Here is an 18,308-nt window from a genome sequence, read left to right as displayed (position 1 = left end):
CGAACTTACTTTGTTTAAACGTCCGGTTTATCAGGCAATAAAAAAGCCAAAGTGTTGGCTTCGGCTTTGTGGTTTCTTATTTGTTATTGGGTATCTGTTCTACCAATATTTCATTTCCGGTTTTGTCGTAATAACTACAGGACATTTTCTGCGTATCGACCACCCATTTTTCAATACCGAACTTTGCGCTCATGGCTATAAAAGCATTGTAATCGGTTTCGCCTTGTTGGTGTGATTTTAAGCCTGTCTTAAACGATTCGGTATCGCAGCTGTCTGCTACAAACAGATTTTCATATTTTGCAGTAGTTGTAATTTCATACTCATTGGTTCCATGATATTCGGAATGGCCGTCTGCAACATATACATCATAAGAGATTACGCCCAGAGATATGATTTCTTGTATGTAGGCAGGGAAGTCTGCCCCTGATTTTACTTTGCTATGGGCATGTTTGATTTGCGCTTCTGTAAACATATTTTTGATGTTTTAAGCTGGAAGATTTTGTTCTGTCTGTCTCAGGTGGTGAATAGCATGGTAGGCCATGAGATAAAACATTTCGCGAACGGTCATAATACCCAATAAAGGATGCGGCATAACAATCGTATCCAGTTCTTCTTCAGAATACCCGCTTAATTGTTGTTGGATGGAATCCAAAATCTGCTGCAGTTCTTCAGTTAATTCTTTTTTGGCTTCCGGCAGAACAGCTTCCGGCAGGAATTTTTCAGGAGCTTTTCCGCCATTGGCAAGAGCTACTTTGTAATTGGCCAGTACGGTATCATAGTCCCAAAGCGGACGTTCGATTTTTCCAAATTTTTGGACAAGGAATTCTTTTGAAGCCAATGCCTTTGAAATAGGCAACAGGCAAAGATAGACATGGCTAAGCTGTTGTCCGGCTGTCCATTTGCCATTTTTGCTATAGAGAAATTGGTCATCCGGTAGTGCATTCACATAATTAGCCAATTCAATATGGTTATTGTGAAATAGGGTAATAAGTTCTGATGTATTCATTGTTCTTGTTTTATGTTGGTAGAAACAAAAATTCTGGTTTTAACGAAGTTATAAAATATTTTGCTGAGGTACCAACCCAACTTTATCAAAACAAGTTTTTATACCTTTAAACACCCCCTGAATCCTCTGGCTGCATAATACGATTCGGCACCATTATGATAGAGAAAAACGGTATCGTAGCGTCTGTCACAAAAGAGAGCGCCGCCACGTTTTCTGATTTCTGTAGGTGTTTTTACCCAGCTTGATGTTTTGAGGTCAAACTCTCCCAGTTTTTGAAGTTCGCGGTATTGTTCTTCTGTAAGTATTTCGATTCCCATAGCATCTGCCATAGCTATGGCGCTGTCTTTGGGTTTGTGCTCTTTTCTGGATTCTAAAGCTTGCGGGTCATAACAGATGCTTCGGCGGCCCTTTGGACTTTCCGGTGTGCAGTCATAAAAAATATATTCGCCGGTTTTTTTATCAAACCCTACCACGTCAGGTTCGCCACCGGTTTCTTCCATTTCGTCTAACGACCAAAGTTTCTCAGGATTGGCTTCTAATTTTGCCTGTATGTCGGACCATTTCAAACCTTTGTGGCGGTTTGCGTTTTTCTCAAAACGGGTTCTTAATATACCCATTAGTGTCTCGCTTTGTGATGCTGATAATTTCTTTTTATCCATATCTTGATTTTTTACGATGTGATGGTAATTGTTTTTCTATTGGCCGGCCTAAAGTACCAGGATACCAAGGTAAGTACCAATAACAATAAAGCAGGAAGAATATCTTTTACGGGGTCATGAGCCGCAAGGTGAGAAAAGATTGCTCCCGACATGGCGAAAAAGAAACCTGCATAGGCCCATTCCTTTAGTATTGTAAATTTAGGAATAAGTACGGCAATGACGCCCAAAATTTTCCAGACGCCTATGATGGTCAAAAAGTAAGCAGGATAACCCAGATGTGCCATCATTTCAGTTTCTTCCTTTACGCCTGATAATTGTACAATTCCGGTAGAAACCATTCCTAATGCCAGCCATAGTGTTGAAATCCAGTAAATAATTTTATTTCTCTTTTCCATGTTCTGTTATTTTAAATTGGAAACTACGTCTTGAAGTCGGTTATGAGCCATATTGATACCCTGTGCAAAAGGAAGCTGCAATATCTGATTTCTTACAGCCACAGATTTGTAGACAACATGCATAGTAAGTTTACTGGTAGTATCAGTCAGTTTTTCAAATTCCAGGTATTCGAGTTGTACAGGGAAAGGGGTATTTTCCATTTCAAAGGTGCGGGTAATTTTCTGATTCGGAATGAATTCATGGATAGTTCCATTAGAGCGAAAGACTACATTTCCTTGAGCGTCTGATGTTTCGAACTGGTAGCTGCCATGCTTTTTGTTTTCAAGCTTTACTACTTTCGTTCCCATCCATTGTGCTACGATATCTGCTTCTTCATAGGCTTTGAAAAGCAGTTCGAGAGGCAGGTCAAATTCTCGGATAATCTGTAATTCCTGTTTGCCTTCTTCGGCATTGATTTTTGTTTTTCGTTCCATTTCTTATTTTTTTGATTGGTAGGTTTTCATGATGTTTTCCAGTTTGTTGAATCTGTCATCCCACATTTTCTGGAACGGTTCGATAAAGTCGGCTATTTCTTTTAGCTTGTTCGGATTAAGGTGGTAATAGATCTCCCTGCCATTTTGTTCTTGCTGAAGCAGTTCACATTCCGTAAGTATCTGCAAATGTTTTGATACTGTTGGTCGTGCTGTATCAAAATTAGAAGCTATCGCTCCGGCGGTCATGGATTGGGTCGATAATAATAACAGTATTGCCCTTCGGGTAGGGTCTGCTATGGCCTGAAAAACGTCTCGTCTTAAATTCATTATGAAGTTATTTGACTACAAATATATATGAAGTCATTTGACTACGCAAATTTTTATGAGAAAATAAAACCTAAGGAAGTTAAAATAGGCAATCCTAGTCTTGATTGATAGTCATTAAGATAACGTGATTATATTTTGTGTATTAGGGAGCGAACAATAGATATGGAAAAAACAACTATCGATAGTATGCCAAAAACAATTGAAATTTCATGTTGTTTTATGAAGTTTAAGACAACAGCAAGCAGTATACTGCTTAGATAGAGTAGTGATAAGTTTTTTTGGGTTTGATAACGTAATAATGACAAAATGGAATATCCTATAAAAGAGAATAGTAATGAAACAAGGCATATGATTTTAGCAATACCATGCATGTCATACGCCATACCAACTGTTTTGTTTAATCCTAAGGAATGAAAATCAATAGTAAGACAGAAGACGACTAAAATAATAACGATTATAAGATAAAGTTTCTGATTGAATATGTTCATAATTGCATAAAGTTTTATTCTGTTTTTGCTGTAATTCCTTATTTGCTATTTAAAATCCGTATCATTGAAAAATCATCAGTTGGTTTTAATCCAAAATCATTCTTTAAAATTTTGAGTTTCAGATTTAGCATGTCTTCGGTTTCATTGCCCTCCCGGTTTTGTGCTAAAAAATCGATTACATCAATTTCCTCATTTAAAGTTTTATGAACTTTCGTGAATGAAAAAATTCCATCGGTAGCGATGCTTATATCGTTTATCGTATCAAACACAATTTTTTGATTTTGCAGGCTATAAAATTTTTCAAAGTCTTCAGAAATATGAAATCCTAAATAATCAGGCTTGTTGTCTTGCTCGTATTCGGTTATTTTTCCGTTGATATTTACAAAACCGTCGCCAATAGTGAGAACAATTCCTGTATTTAAAGTTTTGTCTACTATCATGATTATCAATGTAGTTAAAAGCTCTTTAATATCTAATAATAATTGATTTTTGATAGACTTGAGTTCTGAAAACAAATCTTTTAAGATGGATTTTAAATGTTGTTCTAAAGTCAGGGTTGATTCATTTTTATCGACCAGGTCTTTATATCCTTTCTCAATTATAATTTTCTTTAGTATTTTTCCAACCAGTAGCGATGCAAACTGGCTGTCTATAGCTGTGGTACAGCCATCCATAACCGCACAGATGATTTTGTCTTTTCCAAATTTGCCTAGGTAAAGGGAATCTTCACAATTGTTGGAGTGATAATCTCCAATTTGTATTGCCGAATAAATTTTCATGGCGGCAATTTACTGTTTTATCCGCATAATTTATCTTTCCCTTCGCAATCACATTTTATCCTTTACCAAAAAAACAGAAGCCAAAGCAAATTCCTCAAGCTCACCAATCTCTTCCTCCCTTACAAACCCTTCAGATTCAAAAAAAGCAATGAGAGGATTTTCTTTATACTCATGAATCCACAGTCGGTCATATGATTTGCTGATAGTGAGACACTTTTCGAGGAGTGACTGTCTAACAGCCGTATCATTATATTTTTCGAGTATTCCAAAATCGGCAATCCGCATCATTCGCACATTTTCCATGTTTTTTGGTTTTTTTCCATTGGAAGTAATATAAGCATATCCGGCAGGAATATCACCTTTATAAACAACCAGCCATTGGTTGGACATGCTGTTCATTTCTGCAATGAGGTTTTTGTCATCGAACTTTTTTGCGATATAGTCTTCGAGTTGTTGCGGCTCTAATAATGACGCGAATTTTTCTGTTGCTATTTCTTTTGCTAAAGCAGCTAACAGGTTTCTGCCTTGTTCTGTCGCGATAATAAACTTTGTTGTAATTTCCATTCTTTTTTCTGTTTGTGGACTTACAAAGTTAGAGATGATGTAAAATTTATATCAGTACACAATCGGAAATAATCAGGAGTACAGATGTTAACGGGAGAGTTGTCCGGCCTGTTTGATGGCTTCTATTCGTTTAGGCGTATAGGCATCAGCAAATACGACTCTGAAATAGTTGGAAAAAGTATCCGAAAACGAAAAGGTATAGCCGGGTGTAAACCGGATTCCGATTTTTTCACATTGGGCATAAAAATAATCCATGTTTGTGGCTTCCGGCATTTTTATCCAGATAGAATAACCACCGGCAGGAACCGTTATTGAAGTGCCTTCCGGAAAATTATCATAAAGCAGGTCTAAAGTTAATGCAGCATTTTCAGACAACTGTTTTCGAAATGCTTTTAGGTGGCGCTCATAGCTGCTTGCAGACAGCAAACGATTAACCGTTTCCTGATAAATAGGAGAGACGGTACTGCCCAGAGAAAATTTAATCTGCTCGGCTTTTTGGATAAATTTTCCCGGTGACAGCCAGCCGAGCCTGATGCCGGGAGCAAGAGTCTTGGCATAGGAAGAATAGGTCATCACAAGGCCGCTGTCATCAAAACTTTTAATTGTGGTTGGCCGTATTCCGTTAAAGTTAAGGTCGCCATAGATGTCATTTTCGATAACTGCAATTTCATAATCCTGCGCCACAGAAAGCACCGCCTTTTTTTTCTCATCTGTCAGCAGGATACCTGTAGGATTATGGAAATTAGGCGTTAGCAGCACGGCGCTTACCTTGTTTTTTGCACATGCTTTTCTAAGAAAGTCTACGTCAAAACCATTATCTCTATCTATTGGAATTTCTATAACTTTTAGGTGGAGTACCCGGATTACTTCCAATATAGAAAAGACACATGGACTTTCCACTGCAACTACATCGCCGGCAGTACATACAGAAGCCAACGCAATATAAAGTGCCTGTAATGCGCCGTCTGTAACAATCAATTCATCAGGATTGAGAAGGGTTTGGTATCCGGCAGCACGCCTTGTAATTGCGTCTTTTAAATCTGGCAGTCCGTTAGAAGGATAATATCGTAACAGATTTGCTCCCTGTTCTCTTACGACCTGCTGCATAGTGCGCAATAGTAGTTTTTGTGGAATCAGGAGGTCGCCAGGAGCGGCAACATTAAATTCTGAAAGTTTTCGTCCATTCCGTAAAGATGTAATGGAGGCAAGGCTGTTTTCAAAGAAAGCATCCCTGATTATGGGCGAACGGTTTGTTTTAACAGGCTCGTAAGATTTGCCAAATTGACGGTTCACATAATATCCTGATTTGGGCACGCTTTCAACCAATCCCTGAATGATAAGGTATTCATAACCGTTTTGAACAGAATTGGTGCTTAGCCGGTATTTGTCTTTTAATTCACGTACCGAAGGTAGTTTATGTCCCGATTTGTATATTCCTCCCCGTATGTTTTTTTCTAAAAACGAAGTAAAGATTTCAAATTTATATGATTTCATACGAGGTGGTTAAGGTATGCTTTGCCTGTTCTTTATTGAAACGTTTTTTTTAATCTGTTTCTGCTTTAGTATCTGTGAGCGAACATTGAACCAAAGATACAAAAAGCCTTATTTTATTAGAAATGGTAGTTCTTCAATAGCTTAGTTTTTATCAAAGAAAAACTCAAATGGTAAACATACAGATAATCTAATGGTCCATATTGATTTCACAAGGACGTTTCTTTTTTGTATTTTTGTAAAGTACACAAAATTATGACAGAAGAAAAAGTAATATTGGTTAATGAGCGCGATGAGCAGATTGGATTGATGCCAAAGCTGGAAGCTCATGAAAAGGCAGAACTTCACAGGGCCTTTTCAATTTTTATACTGAATTCAAAAAATGAGGTAATGCTCCAACAGCGTGCTTCTCAGAAATATCATTCGCCATTGCTGTGGACTAACACCTGTTGCAGCCATCAACGTGAGGGCGAAAGCAATATTCAGGCAGGAAACCGCCGACTTATGGAGGAAATGGGTTTTTCAACAGAATTGAAAGAACTGTTTCATTTTATCTATAAAGCGCCTTTTGATAATGGCTTGACAGAACATGAATTGGATCATGTAATGGTTGGCTATTTTGATGGTGAACCAGTCATCAATCCGGAAGAAGTAGAAAATTGGAAATGGATGGATATTGATGCAATCAAAGAAGATATGCAGGTGCATCCTGAAAAATATACGGTATGGTTCAAGATTATTTTTGATGAATTTTATCACTTTTTAGAAGAGCATAAGTTGTGAAGGTGAAGTCATAAAGTCGGAAGTCGAAAGTTTTAAAGTTGTAAGTTGAAAGTCGAAAATCAAAAACCACAAATCAAAAATGAGAGTAACTGTCAGTAGAAAAGCCCATTTTAATGCCGCACACCGCCTGTATCGCAAAGACTGGTCGGATGAGAAAAACGATTCGGTTTTTGGGAAATGCAACAATCCTAATTTTCACGGCCATAATTATGAATTGATTGTCAGTGTAACCGGAAAAATTAATCCTGATACGGGCTATGTGATTGACATTAAGGATTTGGCCGATATTATTCTCGAAGAGGTTGAAAGACGTTTTGACCATAAAAACCTGAATCTGGATGTGCCTGAATTTTCAGATTTGAACCCGACAGCCGAAAATATTGCGGTTATAATTTGGAATAAAATCAGGAAAAGAATTGATGCTGATAAGGATTTGGAAGTTGTTCTTTATGAAACGCCGCGAAATTTCGTAAGTTATAAAGGAGAAAGCGCCAACTAAAAATCATATAAGTTATTTCAGAAATAATGGTATAAGCCAGATTGTAAATTTCTGTAATTTGTTTTCAAAAAATATGAGTCTACAACTATACCCGCTGGTTTTCGAACCAATACTAAAAGAACGAATCTGGGGCGGGACAAAACTTAAAACCGTTTTTAATAAGCCGATACAGTCAGATAGTACCGGCGAAAGTTGGGAGTTATCTACAGTGCCGGGAGACATCAGTCGCATTGCAGAAGGAGAATATCAGGGAAAATTACTTTCGGACTTGATTTCACAGTTTCCGGAAGAAATTCTGGGTGAGGCAGTGCATAAGAAATTCGGGACAGAATTCCCCTTACTGTTTAAATTTATTGATGCCAAAGAAGACCTTTCAATTCAGGTGCATCCCAATGATGAGCTTGCCAAAAAGCGCCATAATTCTTTCGGAAAAACAGAAATGTGGTATGTGATGCAGGCAGATGAGAATGCCAGGATTGTAGTAGGTTTTAAAGAAAAGTCAAGCAGGGAAGAGTATTTGAAAAATCTGGAAGATAAGACGCTATTGTCAATCTTACAGGAAATCCCAGTAAAAAAAGGAGACGTCTTTTTTTTAGAAACAGGAACAATCCACGCCATTGGAGCCGGAATTGTGATTGCGGAAATCCAGCAAACTTCAGATATTACCTATAGAGTATACGATTGGGATAGGGTTGATGCCGAAGGAAAATCAAGAGAGCTTCATATAGATTTAGCACTCGATGCCATCAATTATAATACGACAGATACGGAAAGAACCTACACACAGGAAAAAAATAAAAGTAATCCGGTAGTAACATGTCCTTATTTTATTACCAATTACTTTCCGCTTGATGGTGAGGTGGAAATAAAGAAGCAGCACGAATCGTTTACTGTGTATATGTGTATGGAAGGTAATTTTACGATAAAGTACAATGGAATGGAATGGAATTATAAAAAAGGAAATACAGTATTATTTCCAGCCGCAATGAGGGAATATAATTTAGAAGGTGAGGCGGTACTTTTAGAAATTTATATTTAATAGCCTCAAATAGAAAGATTATGCTTAATTTTGCAGACGCAAATTAAAATTTAAAAAAATGGCAAACGTTAGGAATTTAAAGAAAGACATCAATTACGTATTGGGAGACATTATTGAAGCAGTATACATCTGGGAAATGTCTACAACAGGAAAACCAACTGAAGCTTCTGAAGCTTTGATTGATGAGGCAATTGTTGCTTTTGATTCTTTGATCGCAAAAGTGAATGCTAAAAATGTAGAAAACAAAAAAGCACATTTCAAGCAAATCAATGCAGAATTAGAACAAACTGCTAATCAATTGGTTGCTAAAATAAACGCTTTATAGTCTAAAAAAAGATAAAAAAAGTGCAGATTTTTTTTGGAAAATTAAAATTCAGAACTATATTTGCACCCGTATTGAGATGCCGGTGTAGCTCAGCTGGCTAGAGCAGCTGATTTGTAATCAGCAGGTCGTGGGTTCGAGTCCCTCTATCGGCTCAATAAGAAAAACCATCCGAAAGGATGGTTTTTTTGTTTTATAAAGATTTGGAATTATCATAAAAAAAACGCCTTGAATTTTCAAGACGTTTTTTTTTATTACTGCTTCTGTTCTGCCTGTTTTCTGTCGGCTACAAACTTCGTAAGCATTTTTCCGTATTTGGATTGAGCTACTTTTGGTGACATGGATTTGTCAATAGTGTCCAGATATTTAATATTGGCATTATAAATGTCGGCTAAGGCAATATAAGGAGCTATATCATGGTCTTTATTGTTCAAGGCAAAGTTGATAGCCATCAGATATTTTCTTTTCAGGTTATCGCTGTTTTTCTTGTCAAAATCAGAAGATACATCTCTGTTGAATTGCAGGGCTCTTAACTTCTCTTCTGTAAGGCTCAATTGCGTGTTTTTGTATCTTGACATAATTTTTCGATACTCTTCAAACAGTTTTTGATTTTCAGAACCTGTTATTTTTGCGGCAGCAAAAAAAGAATCCAGCCTCGTGTCGATTGTCATATTTCCGGGTTCGGCAAAAAACATCAGATTGTTATCGATACTGTTGGTTTCGCCTCTGTCCAAAAACAGGTAAAGCATTTCCGGAGAATCGATAGTCAGATGGCTTTCAAAGTTCGAATTTCCTTTGATAACAATCGTATCAACAGCAACTAATGCCGTATCTACAATTTTTTGAATGTAGAGCGTACCTTGTTTCAGACCTTCTACATTTCCTTTGATATGGAGATTTCCTTCTTTCTTTTCTTCCTTACAGGAAATCATTGCTAATGCTGCAAAAGCAAACACTATTTTTCTCATAATTGTTGCTGGTGTTTTTGCGGGCGGTTTCAATTATTTGACGCCCCCTGATTTTAATTCGCGGCAAAATAATAAAAAAATCCCCAATTTAGATTTTAAATTGGGGATTAGTTTTATGGAATACTGATTATCCTTTCAACCAGGCTTCTCTTAGTTTGGCCTTGCTTGCATCAGTAGCCTGATATCCTTCGATTTCTTCGCTCGGAAGTTTTATTACTCCTTTTAATTGGATTTCCTTTCCGTTGCGTTTTACTTTTGCCGTGATAGGGTCATTTTCTTTCCATGTCAGGCTACCCATAATCATGTCATACACATTGTCAAGGTTGTATTTTGTGCCGTTGATTTCAAGAAGTATATCGCCATCTTTTATGCCAAGGCTCTTGTAGAAATCAATATTTCCGCTGCCTGGCAGTATAAAAATTTCTTTTGTAGCCGGATTGATTGAAAAATTAGGTTCCATTCCTTTTAGAAAAGCATTTCCTGCAACCGTAGTCTTTCCTTTTGTGACACCCATTTTGGCAAAATAAACATCATAAGGAATTGGAGTTGGCCCGGCAACATAAGTGTCAAGAAACTTTCTTACTGTTGGAGAAGTCAGGGATTCAATTTTGTCAAAAAGTTCGGAATCGTCGAAAGCTTTTTTAGTGCCATATTCATTTGAGAGCTTCTGCATCAGGTCAAGAATGCCTCTTTGTCCGTTACTGTCTTCGCGAATTTGTATGTCAAGACACATGGCTATCAGGGCACCTTTTTCATAAACGTTTTGGTATTGGTCTTTGTATGGTTTTTGCAAGACCATTGAACTCATTTTTGTGAATGGCATCGTGTCATCCATAGTTGAAGCGTTAGCTATTTTGGTAGCCATTCTTTCGTAGAATTCGTCTTCCGTAATTAAATCCTGGTTGACCTGGAAAAGATTTGCAAAATATTCCGTTACGCCTTCATACATCCACAAATGTTCAGACATCTTTGGTTTGTTGTAATCAAAGAATTGGATTTCCTTAGAATGGATGGTGAGCGGTGTTACAATATGGAAGAACTCATGCGAAACAACGTCCTTAAACTGTTCAGCCAACTGTTCTTTTGGCATAGCTTCCGGCATTACTACCGTTGTTGCTGTTGGGTGTTCCAAAGCTCCAAAACCTTTGGCATCATTTCGGGATGTGTCAGACAGATAGATAAGGACACTGTATTTTTTTGTCGAGTTGAATTTGCCTAAGAAATTCTTTTGGGCAGTCATCATGGTTTTCATCTCCGGGGTAATGCTTTCAGCGGTAACGATGCCGTTTGGAGAATAAACAGCAATCAGTATTTCCATCCCGTTTACGGTAAAAGTAGTATAATCCGGTTTGGAATACATAATCGGGTTTTCAACCAATTCGGAATATTTAGAGACGGTGAAAGTGTCTTTCGTATCTGAAGCATCCGTATCTGTCATAGATGTTGCTCCCCAAAGTGTCGCAGGATGTGCGATATTTACCTGATATGGCGTGTCAAGAAATTCTTTGAAATAGCCCACAAAAGCATGGGTATTCAGCATGATGTTTTTTCCCGCTTCAATATTGCTGCCTGCCGGAGAAAAAATATCGTGTGTTCCTTCAACATCATAAGTGTCATTTACCCAATAGGTAAGTTTTGCAAGTTTTTTTGCATCACTGATAGTCCATGAATTGTCATCTATTTTAGCAACTACCAATGAATTGCCTTTGGCGTCATAGGCTTTTACGTTTTCTAAAAATTTACCGTAATCGTCTTCAGAATAAGTTCCCGGTATTATTTTAGGGATATGGTACGTTATCTTTTCGGATTTAATCGCTGGCGGTAAAACCGTAACCATTACTTTATCGTCTTTGATACCGTTAAGGTCGATTTCTACCTGTACTTCATTTTTTGCAGTTACTGATACTACATTTTCGGAAGGTTTGCAGCTCCATAACAATGCCGCAAATGCCAGTGAATAAATTATTTTTCTCATTATTTTTTTGTTTTATCCCAATAGGTTCGCCGAACTGATTTTTTGTTACAGACTCCCCGTTTTTTTTAAGAAAGAATTATATTTTTTTGAGAAAGGTAGTAATTTTTTCGATAAGTTCCGGCATTACCGGCAGGTTCGGATTGGTATAGGTAGCCATGTTTTCGGCATCGTCTCCTTTAATTTCTTTGAAAATGTGATTCATGTTTTGGATAAGAACTAATTCTGATTTGGGATTGGCTTTGTGTAGCAATTCCGCATCCTGTGTTGAAATTTGTATGTCTTTTGTACCGTTGACAATAAGAATCGGTATTTGCAGTTTTTTGATTTCTTCCTGCGGATTGTGTTTCAGCCATGAAATTATATAAGGTTGGACACTTGCTCTGAAAAGACTTGCCAGCATTGGGTTTTTTAGCTCAAAGGTTTGTCCTTTTTTGAGAGATTCAAGGCCTTTGGCAGTTTCTTCTTTCAGCATGGGCGCTCTGCTGCTAATCTGTTCTATCAAAATTTCATCAATAGGTCTGCCGGCTCCTGCCAAAGAAATAAAGGCGTTTGCATCCGGTAGGGCCGCATTCATGCCAATTAAAGAACCTTCACTGTGTCCGGCGATAACAATTTTGTTGAATTGTTTTTTTGCCTTGAAATAGCTAACGATATCTTTTACATCCTGTATTAAAATGTCAAAGCTTAATTTGGATTCGTCTATTTCTCCGGAGCGCATTTCAACAACAGGCCTTTTGTCATAATTGTAAACAGCGTAATTATTTTTGGCCAGTCCTTCTGCCAAAAATTTTAAACTGTTGTTGGAAACTCCCGGCTGGTTACCATTTCTGTCTGTAGGTCCCGAGCCTGCAATCAGGATGATGAGGTCTGTTTTTTTAGAGGTATTTGGAGTATAAAGAGTTCCTGGGATAAGAGCATTTACACTTATTTCTTCTGTAGAAAATTTGCTTTCCTGAGAAAAAGTGACCATTGTTGAAAATAAGACAAAGCTTAGGAAGATTATTTTTTTTATCATGATGTTAATAGTTTAGAAATGAAATAAGAATTCCCGAAATGATTTCTGCCACTAAAATGGCAAGTGCGAAATATAGTTTGTGCATGCCCGTCTTACTGTTGGTTGCTATTTTGAATCCGTTATAGAGAAGAATTACAAACCATATTAGGCAGAGTATGCTTATTATGGCGAAAAAACCAAGCACTATCATACTGATGGGAGACAGGTTCATTTCGCTGGGCATTGCTTTTGGATTGAAATTTTCAAGCAGGCTGACCGAGATATCTGAAATATAATTTCTGAAGTTGGAAAAAGTCAGCAGGTAAAAAGGAATCCGGCAGATAAGAATTGGATTTACAATATCGATTATCCTGGTTTTGGAATTGATGAGCTTTCCCACAAAAAAAAGTGTCGCAAACAAGCAAACAATATTAATCAGGTTGTCAATAAATGGCTGAGCAAGTGTCACACTTTTTGTAAAATGTAAATCTATAACGCCGTCATATCTTCCGTTAAAAAGATAGGCCAGATAACTTCCGATTGCTGTGACTGCCAGCCCAAAAATAAAAAGACTGGTTTCAGGATTTTTTTCAAAAGGGTTGAGTAGGAGTTTCTTCATTGGTTTCCGGATTTGAGTTTTTTTATTTTTTCGATAATATCGTCCAGTTTGTTCCTGACAGTTGGGTAGCTATTGCCCATCTGAACGGCCATTTCTTTAAGGCTGCCGCTGCTAAGAAAAAATTGAAGAATAAAATTCTGCTCCTCTTCAGAAAGCTGAAGATAAAAGGGTAGTGAATAGTTACCGGAAACGGTAGTCTGGCAGTTTCCGCACTTCAACTGTGATACGGAAAGTGAGTCACTGCAACTGGGGCAATGAATTGGGAGTTTTGGTGTCATAAACTAAAATTAATTTAATTAAATATTAATAAAGTTTATGCAAACTTAAATAAAATTAATTTTAGTTTTTATTTTATTGTAAGAAAAGGCAAAAAAAATATTCCACGAAGGAATATTTTTAAGTATTTATGTTAATCAAATTTATTCTTGATGTAGTATTTTCCGTCCAAATCTTCATCAAAATCATCAATCTTTGGCGGTTTTGGTTTTGGCTTGCTGGCCATTGCTTTTTTCTTCCACAGCTCAAATTTATCTGCGGTAAGTCTTTTCTTCATTATTTCGATTACATCCTTTTCGGCTAATCCTAACTCTTTTTTAATAATCTCAAAAGGATTTCTTTCTTCCAAAGCCAAGGTAACAAGCTTTTCATTTTCCTCTCGAGTCAGCTCAATGTTTTTGCCTTTTTTCATTACATGAAAATTAATTCAGATAAATAGTAATTGTACGTTTTTTAATTGTTACTCAATATTAATAAAAAAAATAATTACTTTTTCAAGCGGTCTTAAATTTTTTCTTCGGGAAGAACCTGGGGTGACCGGTGTTTTTGAAAAGGGATAGCTACTAAATTAGACAATCGGTTGTTTTCAGAAGCTTCCATGTGTGTGTCGACACCATAAACAATTTTTTCTTTCGGGAGTGTCAAAAACGTACCAAAAAGCCTGTCCCATATAGAGAAGATATTGCCATAATTAGAGTCAGTATAAGGCAAGACATAATGATGGTGTACTTTATGCATATTAGGAGAAACGATAATGTAGCTGATGTATTTGTCAAGTTTTTCCGGAAGCGAAATATTGGCATGATTGAATTGGGAAAACACAACCGACAGTGATTGGTATAAAAAAGCAAGCCACATTGGAGCGCCTGTTATTAATACTGCTGCTGCCGTAAATACAAAACGGACAACACTTTCTCCCGGATGGTGCCTGTTTGCGGTAGTTGTGTCTACCCAGGTATCCGTATGATGAATGAGGTGAAAATGCCAGAGCCAACGGGTTTTATGCTGCACAAGATGTGCCAGATAAGCCCCTATCAGGTCAAGAAGCAATAATCCTATTAACGTGTAAAGCCATAAGGGAAGTTCCGGCAGCCATTCCAGGACTCCGAAATTATTTTTCAATGCCCATTCCGAAGCCAGAAGCAGGATAAAAGCCAAAATGAAATTTACGATTATGGTAGTCAGGGTGAAAAAGATATTGATTCCCGCATGATTCCATTTTTTATAATTAAACCGGAATAATGGAAATGCATTTTCAATCATCCAAAAGATTGCAATGCCACCAACCAATATAAGTCCTCTATGGAGTGAAGGAATGGTTGAGAAATAATCGACAATATCATTCATATCCTGCAATTTTAGTTTATGTTCCAAACATGACCGTAAATGTGGTCCCGATATTGACTTCGCTGGCTACAGTGATTTTTCCTTTCATGCTTTCGATTTGTGTTTTCGTCATAAAAAGCCCGATGCCCTTGGCTTCCGGGTGATTATGGAAAATCTGGTTCATGCCAAAAATCTTGTGACCGTTTTTGTTCAGGTCGATTCCAAGTCCGTTATCGATAACATAAAGATAAACAATATTATTTTTCCTTTCAGAACGAATTGTAATTTCCGGTGTTCTTTCCAGCGCCCTGTATTTTAAAGCATTGCTGATAAGGTTATGGAAAATGCTTTCCAGATAAATTCTGGAATAGGCTATTTCCGCTACTTCTTTAAAATCGGCCTTAATAATTGCGCCGGATTTTAGTATTTCACCTTGCAGTGATTCAATTGTCTTGGAATAAATCTGTTGGAAAGACAATAATTCTTTTTCAACTTTATTCTTTTTGATATGTAGTACTTCCATCAACTGGTTTAGCGAGTCGTTCAGGTTCTGGGCAACTTTTCTAAGCATTTCAAAAATCGTCTTATACTCTTCAATTGGGCTATCCTTTTCAATAGTGGCAATCAAGGCTGTAATGTTTGAAGCCGGCGAACGAAGATTGTGTGAAGTAATGTTGGCGAAATCATTAAGCTGTTGGTTTTGTATGGTAAGCTCATCCATCAGATTTTCCTGAATGATTTTATCCAATAGCAGGCGTTTGGTGTTTTGTCTGATTTTTATATATGCAAAAATCAGTATTCCAAAGGTGACAAAAATAAACAAGAAGAAACGGTTATTTCGTGCCTGTACATTTTCTTCTGTCTGGGCAAGATTGTCTGATAAGATGAGTACAGCCTGTTTTTGATAATCACGGATTGACCTTCTTATAGAGTCCATAACTTCTTTACCGCGGCCTTTTTTAATCAAAGCGGCGGCTTCTTCCATGCCATACTCCCTTCGTGTCTTGATTACCATAGCGCTCACTTTTTGCTTTGATTCGATTAGCTTTTCTAACGTATCAAGTTTTTTATTCTGGTATTCATCGGTTTCGTTCATAGAACGAAGTGAGTCAATCCAGATTTCAAGATTTTTATGGCCGTGGTTGTATACTTCCAGATAGTTTTCATCTCCGGTAATCGTATAGCCGCGTGCTCCTGTTTCGATATCAATAGTGCTGGAGAGCACTTTTTCAAGTACGCTGTTGATGTTGCTCGTATGGTTAACAATCATCCTGTTTTGCTTTACAGATTGTGAGCGGCTGTGAATGGAGTAGGCAAGAATTGCAAAAGAAGCGACAATAACTATGAAGGTTATGTCAATAGTGGTTTTTAGAGATATTTTTCCCATTAGTATTTTGCGGTATTATTTGTTTTGGGGTGCCTTTGCAGGACAATGCAAAGTAATGCAATTATTTTAAAAATAAAGCAATGTTTATAAGCAGGATAGAACAGACAAATAATAAAAAAAACTGCCCGGATTCCGGGCAGTTTATGAAAATAATAAAATTATAATTAAGATTTTTGTTTCCTGAATTTGACATTCATAATGACAATGGCGAGGATAATAAGTACAATACCCACCCATTGCAGAAATACGACTTCTTCATTAAGTAGAAAGAAGGCCATAAGCACGGAAACAGGAAGTTCGAGTGAAGAAACAATACTTCCTAATCCAATGCCTGTAAGCGGAAATCCTGCATTTAAAAGCATTGGAGGTATGATAGTTCCAAATAGAGAAAGTACGATTCCCCATTTTAAGAAAATGCTCGTGTCAAAAGGTGTGTTTTGGGTAATCAGTGCAAACGTAAGTACAATGATTCCGCCTCCTAAAAGCATATAAAGGCTTCTTTGTGCCGATGAAATTCCAACAGCAATTCTGTTAGCCGTAAACATAGTAGTTGTAAAAGAAGCCGCAGCCATTAATCCCCAGGCAATTCCGCGCCAGTCTAAGTCTGCTTCAGTATTGATAAGGTTTGTGGCCAAAGCTGTACCAATCAATACAATAACAACCGCAACAATCTTTGTAGCAGAAGGAAGCTTTTTTTCAAGAAACATTTCTAAAAGAACACCCATCCAGACGGTCTGCATGAGCAATACGATTCCTATAGAAACAGGAATGTAACGAACGGCAAGATAATAAAAGATACTGGTCAACCCGGTAGAGGTACCGGCAATCATCAAATGTGTGATGTTCTTTTTGGAGGCTTTAATCACCACGTTGTCTTTTCTTGATTTTTGAAAAGCATTGATGAGAAGTATCCCTATAATTCCGAACAAAAACTGCGATGAAGTGACTTCGGCTGTTGTATAGCCTTCGCCATAAGCCATCTTTACAAAAGTGGCCAGCATTCCATAACTTGTAGCGCCTAAGCCTACAAGAAGAACTCCTTTTAGTACTCTATTTCCTAACATTTTTTCATTTTTAAAAAGCGGGCAAAGATAAGGCATAGTTTTTTTGCAAATGCTTTTTTGTCATTAAATAATACTATTTTAACAGGATTATAGTTAATAAGTAATAGCCAATAGCTGTATTAAAATCCATTAGAATAGTATGATTCAAAGAACCCTCCTGTTTGTGTCCTTATACTTAATTAGTTGTGGTGAAGGACCTGCTGCTATTAAGAACAGTAAAAAACGCGACTATGCGACATTCCACAAAGAAGCAAAGGCATTTTGTAAAAAAGAGAAATTTAACGAAGACTATTATTTTCTGGTCGACCTGAGTGTTCATTCCGGTAAAAACAGATTTTACATTTATGATTTCAAAACCGGTAAAATTAGTGATGAAAAACTTGTGACACATGGAAGTTGCGACGCAGGTCAGGTAAACGATACCAAATGGGAGAAGGTGAAATTCAGCAATAAAGACAATAGCCACTGCTCGTCAAAAGGAAAATACAAGATAGGGAAGAGAGATTCCAGTACCTGGGGCATCAAGATAAAATATTGGTTGCATGGATTGGAAGAAACAAACAGCAATGCAGTAGACAGAATAATTGTGCTGCATTCCTGGAGTGCCATTTCCAATACGGAAATCTTTCCGAAATATACACCCCTGAGTTGGGGCTGTCCGGCAGTATCAGATGATTTTATGAAAGTTCTTGATAAAAAGCTTCAAAAAACAAACAAGCCGGTATTGTTATGGATTATTGATTGAGTGATAGGAGATTAATAAAAAAACCTGCGAAAATCTCGCAGGTTTTTTTAAAGTTAGATAGCAGGTGGTAGATAGCAGATAGCAGGTGGCAGATGATAGAGAAGAGACAATAGATGATAGAAAATTCA

23 protein-coding genes and 1 tRNA gene are annotated in these 18,308 nt (G+C 37.2%); 6 read left to right on the top strand and 18 right to left on the bottom strand.

Annotated elements, in window-relative coordinates; translation table 11 throughout:
- Window positions 1-76: 76 nt before the first annotated feature.
- From BGO88_RS14820 to BGO88_RS14780, 9 genes are all read right to left on the bottom strand, one after another.
- Complete coding sequence (locus tag BGO88_RS14820; RefSeq protein WP_286707381.1) at window positions 77-472, bottom strand: DUF1398 domain-containing protein; 396 nt, start codon at window positions 470-472, stop codon at window positions 77-79.
- A gap of 12 nt (window positions 473-484) precedes the next feature.
- Window positions 485-1,006 carry a DinB family protein gene (locus BGO88_RS14815; RefSeq protein WP_286707380.1) on the bottom strand — a complete coding sequence of 174 codons (522 nt, stop codon included), beginning with the start codon at window positions 1,004-1,006 and terminating at the stop codon, window positions 485-487.
- A gap of 98 nt (window positions 1,007-1,104) precedes the next feature.
- Entirely contained in the window at window positions 1,105-1,665 is a 561-nt protein-coding gene (locus tag BGO88_RS14810; RefSeq protein WP_056068574.1) for a DUF4256 domain-containing protein, read from the bottom strand.
- Window positions 1,666-1,676: 11 nt separating this feature from the next.
- The gene (locus BGO88_RS14805) at window positions 1,677-2,060 is read right to left on the bottom strand and encodes a DoxX family protein (RefSeq protein ID WP_286707379.1); all 384 of its coding nucleotides are present in this window, start codon (window positions 2,058-2,060) and stop codon (window positions 1,677-1,679) included.
- Between the two features lie 6 nt (window positions 2,061-2,066).
- A complete protein-coding gene (locus BGO88_RS14800; RefSeq protein ID WP_286707378.1) occupies window positions 2,067-2,534 on the bottom strand; it encodes an SRPBCC family protein in 468 nt (155 codons plus the stop codon).
- Between the two features lie 3 nt (window positions 2,535-2,537).
- The gene (locus BGO88_RS14795; protein WP_286707377.1) at window positions 2,538-2,861 is read right to left on the bottom strand and encodes an ArsR/SmtB family transcription factor; all 324 of its coding nucleotides are present in this window, start codon (window positions 2,859-2,861) and stop codon (window positions 2,538-2,540) included.
- Between the two features lie 526 nt (window positions 2,862-3,387).
- On the bottom strand, window positions 3,388-4,128 hold the full coding sequence (locus tag BGO88_RS14790; RefSeq protein ID WP_286707376.1) for a protein phosphatase 2C domain-containing protein: 741 nt from the start codon (window positions 4,126-4,128) through the stop codon (window positions 3,388-3,390).
- 48 nt (window positions 4,129-4,176) lie between these two features.
- A complete protein-coding gene (locus tag BGO88_RS14785) occupies window positions 4,177-4,692 on the bottom strand; it encodes a hypothetical protein (RefSeq protein ID WP_286707375.1) in 516 nt (171 codons plus the stop codon).
- Between the two features lie 87 nt (window positions 4,693-4,779).
- Entirely contained in the window at window positions 4,780-6,186 is a 1,407-nt protein-coding gene (locus tag BGO88_RS14780) for an aminotransferase-like domain-containing protein (RefSeq protein ID WP_286707374.1), read from the bottom strand.
- A gap of 252 nt (window positions 6,187-6,438) precedes the next feature.
- Here BGO88_RS14780 and idi point away from each other — a divergent pair, with 252 nt between their 5' ends.
- The 5 genes from idi (at window position 6,439) to BGO88_RS14755 (ending at window position 8,981) form a co-directional block, all read left to right on the top strand.
- Window positions 6,439-6,966, top strand: coding sequence for an isopentenyl-diphosphate Delta-isomerase (gene idi, locus BGO88_RS14775; protein ID WP_056068560.1), 528 nt, complete (start codon window positions 6,439-6,441; stop codon window positions 6,964-6,966).
- Between the two features lie 79 nt (window positions 6,967-7,045).
- Window positions 7,046-7,465, top strand: coding sequence for a 6-pyruvoyl trahydropterin synthase family protein (locus tag BGO88_RS14770; protein ID WP_286707373.1), 420 nt, complete (start codon window positions 7,046-7,048; stop codon window positions 7,463-7,465).
- A gap of 73 nt (window positions 7,466-7,538) precedes the next feature.
- Window positions 7,539-8,504, top strand: a complete 966-nt coding sequence (locus tag BGO88_RS14765) for a type I phosphomannose isomerase catalytic subunit (protein ID WP_286707372.1) — start codon at window positions 7,539-7,541, stop codon at window positions 8,502-8,504.
- Between the two features lie 58 nt (window positions 8,505-8,562).
- On the top strand, window positions 8,563-8,829 hold the full coding sequence (locus BGO88_RS14760) for a hypothetical protein (RefSeq protein WP_056068555.1): 267 nt from the start codon (window positions 8,563-8,565) through the stop codon (window positions 8,827-8,829).
- 78 nt (window positions 8,830-8,907) lie between these two features.
- Window positions 8,908-8,981, top strand: a tRNA-Thr gene (locus BGO88_RS14755).
- Window positions 8,982-9,080: 99 nt separating this feature from the next.
- On the opposite strand, the gene BGO88_RS14750 is transcribed toward BGO88_RS14755, so the two are convergent.
- The 9 genes from BGO88_RS14750 to BGO88_RS14710 form a co-directional block, all read right to left on the bottom strand.
- Window positions 9,081-9,794 carry a DUF4369 domain-containing protein gene (locus BGO88_RS14750; protein WP_056069073.1) on the bottom strand — a complete coding sequence of 238 codons (714 nt, stop codon included), beginning with the start codon at window positions 9,792-9,794 and terminating at the stop codon, window positions 9,081-9,083.
- Window positions 9,795-9,921: 127 nt separating this feature from the next.
- Window positions 9,922-11,769, bottom strand: a complete 1,848-nt coding sequence (locus tag BGO88_RS14745) for a M61 family metallopeptidase (RefSeq protein WP_101472742.1) — start codon at window positions 11,767-11,769, stop codon at window positions 9,922-9,924.
- Window positions 11,770-11,845: 76 nt separating this feature from the next.
- On the bottom strand, window positions 11,846-12,784 hold the full coding sequence (locus BGO88_RS14740; RefSeq protein ID WP_286707371.1) for an alpha/beta hydrolase family protein: 939 nt from the start codon (window positions 12,782-12,784) through the stop codon (window positions 11,846-11,848).
- Between the two features lie 4 nt (window positions 12,785-12,788).
- Window positions 12,789-13,382: a hypothetical protein gene (locus BGO88_RS14735; protein ID WP_286707370.1), complete on the bottom strand. Its 594-nt coding sequence runs from the start codon at window positions 13,380-13,382 to the stop codon at window positions 12,789-12,791.
- Window positions 13,379-13,660, bottom strand: coding sequence for a DUF2089 family protein (locus tag BGO88_RS14730; protein WP_056068548.1), 282 nt, complete (start codon window positions 13,658-13,660; stop codon window positions 13,379-13,381). The genes BGO88_RS14735 and BGO88_RS14730 overlap by 4 nt, the downstream gene beginning before the upstream one ends.
- Window positions 13,661-13,791: 131 nt before the next feature.
- Window positions 13,792-14,070 carry a DUF2805 domain-containing protein gene (locus BGO88_RS14725; protein ID WP_056068546.1) on the bottom strand — a complete coding sequence of 93 codons (279 nt, stop codon included), beginning with the start codon at window positions 14,068-14,070 and terminating at the stop codon, window positions 13,792-13,794.
- Between the two features lie 92 nt (window positions 14,071-14,162).
- Window positions 14,163-15,005 (bottom strand): sterol desaturase family protein, encoded by an 843-nt coding sequence (locus BGO88_RS14720; RefSeq protein ID WP_286707369.1) that lies wholly within the window; start codon window positions 15,003-15,005, stop codon window positions 14,163-14,165.
- Window positions 15,006-15,021: 16 nt separating this feature from the next.
- A complete protein-coding gene (locus tag BGO88_RS14715) occupies window positions 15,022-16,371 on the bottom strand; it encodes a sensor histidine kinase (RefSeq protein ID WP_286707368.1) in 1,350 nt (449 codons plus the stop codon).
- A gap of 164 nt (window positions 16,372-16,535) precedes the next feature.
- Window positions 16,536-17,435 carry an EamA family transporter gene (locus tag BGO88_RS14710; RefSeq protein ID WP_101472898.1) on the bottom strand — a complete coding sequence of 300 codons (900 nt, stop codon included), beginning with the start codon at window positions 17,433-17,435 and terminating at the stop codon, window positions 16,536-16,538.
- Window positions 17,436-17,574: 139 nt separating this feature from the next.
- Between BGO88_RS14710 and BGO88_RS14705 the strand changes: the two genes are divergently transcribed.
- Window positions 17,575-18,180, top strand: a complete 606-nt coding sequence (locus BGO88_RS14705) for a murein L,D-transpeptidase catalytic domain-containing protein (protein ID WP_286707367.1) — start codon at window positions 17,575-17,577, stop codon at window positions 18,178-18,180.
- Window positions 18,181-18,308: the final 128 nt, after the last annotated feature.

Origin of the sequence: Flavobacterium sp. 38-13, assembly GCF_001899155.1 — a bacterium.
Classification (GTDB): Bacteria; Bacteroidota; Bacteroidia; order Flavobacteriales; family Flavobacteriaceae; genus Flavobacterium; species Flavobacterium lindanitolerans.
This window is presented reverse-complemented; position numbering and strand designations above follow the sequence as displayed.